Source organism: Streptomyces sp. NPDC012935 (assembly GCF_042900345.1).
GTDB lineage: Bacteria > Actinomycetota > Actinomycetes > Streptomycetales > Streptomycetaceae > Streptomyces.
Genome location: NZ_JBIBBC010000072.1, coordinates 922 through 1429, shown reverse-complemented (window position 1 = coordinate 1429; position 508 = coordinate 922). Strand labels below are relative to the sequence as shown.

The window sequence follows — 508 nt, the reverse complement described above, 5'->3', positions numbered from 1 at the left end:
GTCGAGGTCCGCCGAGCCCCAGTAGCCGTCGAGGGCGGGGTCGAACATGGGTCCGAGCCAATGCAGGATCACCGGGTCGGCGGCCTGGCGGAGCAGGTGGCCGTAGACCGTGAAGTAGTCCTCGGGGCCGCGGGCGGTGGCGGCGAGGGCGCGGGAGGCCATCAGGATCGCCTGGGCGCCGGACTCCTCGACCAGCGCGAGCTGCTCCTCGTACGCGGCGCGGACCTCGGGGAGGGCCTTCGGGCCGCCGGTGAGCTGGTCGGTGCCCACCCCGCAGGCGGTACGGCCGCCGGCCGCCCGGGCCTCGGCGGCGCTGCGGCGGATCAGTTCGGCCGCGCCCGCCCAGTCCAGGCCCATCCCGCGCTGGGCGGTGTCCATGGCCTCGGCGACGCCGAGCCCGTGGGACCACAGGTGCCGGCGGAAGGCGAGGGTGGCGTCCCAGTCGACGGCGGCCGGGGAGTCGGGGGTGGTGTCGGCGTACGGGTCGGCGACGACGTGGGCTGCGGCG

1 pseudogene is annotated in these 508 nt (G+C 77.0%); it reads right to left on the bottom strand.

The window, feature by feature from the left end:
• A pseudogene (locus ACFY5C_RS41525) lies at positions 1-508 on the bottom strand (DUF993 family protein); the annotation flags it as partial.